This window comes from Alkanindiges illinoisensis DSM 15370 (assembly GCF_000619845.1).
Taxonomy (GTDB): domain Bacteria; phylum Pseudomonadota; class Gammaproteobacteria; order Pseudomonadales; family Moraxellaceae; genus Alkanindiges; species Alkanindiges illinoisensis.
In genome coordinates this window covers 1-3,884 of the sequence record NZ_JHUX01000001.1, presented here as the reverse complement: position 1 = coordinate 3,884, position 3,884 = coordinate 1, and the positions used below count along the sequence as shown (strand labels likewise).

General features: G+C 44.7%; 2 protein-coding genes and 1 pseudogene. 1 reads left to right on the top strand and 2 read right to left on the bottom strand.

All coding sequences use genetic code 11. The features are described from left to right. Positions 1 to 225 precede the first annotated feature (225 nt). Positions 226 to 444, bottom strand: a pseudogene (locus Q337_RS0100020) (ATP-binding protein); the annotation flags it as partial. A gap of 16 nt (positions 445 to 460) precedes the next feature. Beyond that, entirely contained in the window at positions 461 to 3,427 is a 2,967-nt protein-coding gene (locus Q337_RS0100015; RefSeq protein ID WP_004726714.1) for a Tn3-like element ISAcsp1 family transposase, read from the bottom strand. A 94-nt stretch (positions 3,428 to 3,521) separates the two neighbouring features. On the opposite strand from Q337_RS0100015, the gene Q337_RS16195 reads away from it, so the two are divergent. Next, positions 3,522 to 3,884 (top strand): recombinase family protein (locus Q337_RS16195; protein ID WP_004726713.1); only part of this gene is annotated, 363 nt, incomplete at its 3' end.

Below are 3,884 nucleotides of genomic sequence, written 5' to 3'. Positions count from 1 at the left end.
AGACATCACAGAAGCCATGAGCTTTCCCTGAGATGTGGAAAGGTCAAACTGCAAACCTGTTTGTGCCACCAGAGATACCCCGAAATGCCCAAGATTGTTGACGCTCACTTAATATTGACCAGCGATGCTCGTTGAATATTGACCAGGCATTTAAGCAATGTAGCGTACTACACTGCTGTGGATAAATCGATCAATTGCTGTTGCTTTTTCTTCACTGATCGACGGTTAAAATAACTCTCCTTTCTCTGCTTCTCGTTTCTTTATACGCTGCTTGGCTTCCTCCGTGCTTTGCTTAAAACGATAGGATTCATTACCCGTTTCGATGATATGGCAATGATGAGTCAGTCGATCCAGCAGTGCAGTCGTCAACTTAGCATCACCAAATACATTGCTCCATTCCGAGAAGCTCAAGTTCGTCGTAATGATAGGGGTCGTCTCAGGAAACGGAAAATATAGCACGCTAAGGTTTTTCAATTGCGCGCAATGGCCTAAATTTTCCACCACCTATCTTGGCTTTGCTTCGCCATAGATAATCCCCAGTTAAATTGATGTGCTCCCACCCCAGCGGTGACAGATATTGCAGCAAGGTATCATCGACTGTGCGACCATGCCCTCGTAGGGCGTTAGTCGCTCTCTCTAAATAAACCGTGTTCCACAATACAATGGCGGCGGTCACTAGATTCAAGCCACTGGCTCGATAACGCTGTTGCTCAAAGCTTCGATCTCGAATCTCACCCAATCGATAAAAGAAAACGGCGCGCGCTAATGCATTACGGGCTTCACCTTTATTTAATCCAGCTTGAACCCGACGGCGTAGTTCTACGCTTTGCAACCAATCCAAGATAAACAGTGTGCGCTCAATACGCCCCAGCTCTCGTAATGCCAATGCCAAACCATTCTGTCGTGGATAACTACCGAGTTTACGTAGCATTAGCGACGCTGTGACAGTCCCTTGCTTGATTGATGCGGCCAGACGCAAAATATCGTCCCAATGAGTACGAATCTGTTTGATATTCAGTGTGCCGCCAATCATGGGTTTAAGTGCGGCATAGTCTATGTCTGACTTTGGAATATAGAGTTTCGTATCGCCCAGATCACGAATTCGTGGTGCAAATCGAAACCCTAGCATGTGCATGAGTGCAAAAACATGGTCGGTGAATCCAGCCGTATCGGTGTAGTGTTCCTCGATGCGTAAATCAGACTCGTGATACAGCAGCCCATCAAGAACATAGGTTGAATCACGAACGCCCACATTGATCAGCTTACTGCTAAATGGTGCGTATTGATCAGAAATGTGTGTATAAAATAACCTTCCAGGCTCTGCGCCATATTTTGGATTGATATGTCCTGTACTTTCAGCTCTGCCACCTGCGCGGAAGCGTTGGCCATCTGATGAGGAGGTAGTGCCATCTCCCCAGTTTTCAGCGAAAGGTTGTTTCAATTGAGCATTCACCAATTCGGCCAATGCCGTTGAATAAGTTTCATCACGGATATGCCAAGCCTGTAGCCATGAGAGTTTGGCATAAGTTGTACCAGGACATGATTCGGCCATTTTCGTCAGCCCTAAATTAATTGCATCAGCCAGTATGGTCGTGAGCAATAACGCTTTATCCTTCGCAGTGTCATCCGTTTTCAAATGAGTGAAGTGTCGAGTAAAGCCTGTCCATTCATCGACCTCCATTAATAATTCGGTGATCTTGATATGTGGTAACAGCATTGCTGTTTGGTCAATTAAAGTTTGGGCTGTATCAGGAGCCACGGCATCGAGAGGTGTTATTTTTAGACCAGATTGATTGATCATCGCATCAGGCAAATCGTTGGTCGCTGCCATGCGATTAATGATTGCTAATTTCTGCTCCAATAGTGAAAGGCGACTTTGCAAATATAGATCACAATCAGTAGTAATGGTTAGAGGTAACTCATTGGACTGTTTTAGCTGATTAAATTTATCAGCAGTCACTAAATACTCATCGAAGTCTTTGAATTGGCGAGAGCCTTGTACCCAGAGATCCCCAGCCCGTAGCGAGTTTTTAAGTTCAGATAACACACATATTTCGTAATAGCGGCGATCAATACCATCATCGGTAAAGACTAGTCTTGCCCACCGTTTTTTGATAAACGCTATTGGAGCATTAGAGGGGATTTTTCGTGTATTATCAACATTCATGCTGCGGAGCAACTCTACAGCGGCAAGCATATCTTTTGCTGCTGGGGCAGCACGCAATTTAAGTATGGCAAGAAGTTCTGGCGCGTAACGGCGTAAAGTTGCATAGCTCTCGCCAATTCGTGGTAAAAAATCAAAGTCTTCGGGTTGCGCCAGTTTTTCTGCCTCAGTAATACTTGCTGCAAAAGCATCCCATGAAATAACAGTTTCGATGGCGGCAAACGGATCACTGCCATTTTGCTTGGCATCTAGCAAGGCTTTCCCGATAAGCCCATACAAACGCACTTTGTCGTTGATCGCTTTACCTGATGATTGAAATTGTTGCTGGTGTTTATTTTTTGCGATAGCAAATAGCTTTCCAATAATGCGATCATGCAGGTCAATAATTTCGTCGGTGATCGTGGCCATACTCTCCACAACGATTGCTACCAAAGTGGCATATCGACGTTGAGATTCAAATCTGGCCAAATCAGCAGGAGTCATTTGCCCACCTTCGCGAGCAATTTTCAGTAAGCGATTTTGATGAACGTGTTTTCCAATGTCTTCAGGTAGATCGATGGCTTGTAAGCACTTCAGCCGCTCAATGTGCTCAAGCATGTACTTTGAGTTTGGTTTAGCTGGTGACTGTCTAAGCCACCCCAATATTGTCAGTTTGCTGCCCTCTTTACGGTTCAGCAAAGCATCTATATTTTGACGATGAGTTTCTGAAAGTGAGCTCGTCAAAGCAGTATAAATTATGCGGTTGGCAGATGTGATTGCTTCTGCGCAAATACTATCAATTGCATTTATAGCTGGCAAAAGGACTGATTTTTGTCGTAAATTTTCAACGAGAGTTGTGGCTAAAATAAGACCTTTATCTGTCTGAAGGGACAAATCCACCATCATATTGACCGATTGCCGATAGTCACTCAAGGTGAATAGTTTGAACCCAAAAACTTTTTTCAATTCGGCAATATGTTCTCGTCTTGTTTGCTCGCGCTGACCATAATCATTCCAGCAGTCCACTGATATACTAAGTTGAGCAGCCATCATGAAAAGTAAGGGTTTGAATGGTTCGTCGTTAATACCCAATATCACTCCAGGGTAACGCATGTAGCAAAGTTGAATTGCAAAGCCTAGCTTGTTGGATGCCCCTCGATGTTGATGGACTATGGATTTATCAGAATCACTCAGAGTGTAATGCTGAAGCATAAAAGCTCTATCATCTGGAATTTCGAACAGGCTTCCCAATTCCGTGGACGACAAAATAGAATGGCGCGGCATGGCTCATTAGTCCCAAATAAACTAAACTATTAAAGGTACATTATTTTGTACCGCCACGCTTAGCTTTGCGCTGCAATTTCGCAAGGAGGTTCAATTGGGACAGAATGCGGCCATTTATTGCCGAGTATCAACGAACGATCAGTCCTGCGAACGACAGGAATATGACCTACGTGCCTACGCCAATCGTTGCGGCTACGATGTTGTCGGTGTTTGGAAAGAAACTGCATCAGGCAGTAAGGATGAGAGATTGCAAAGAAAATACTTGATGACCATGGCGCAATCTCGTGAAATCGATGCCATCTTGGTGACGGAATTGACACGCTGGGGCAGAAGCACCGTGGATCTCGTACAGTCATTACAAGATCTTGGGCATTTCGGGGTATCTCTGGTGGCACAAACAGGTTTGCAGTTTGACCTTTCCACATCTCAGGGAAAGCTCATGGCTTCTGTGATGTCT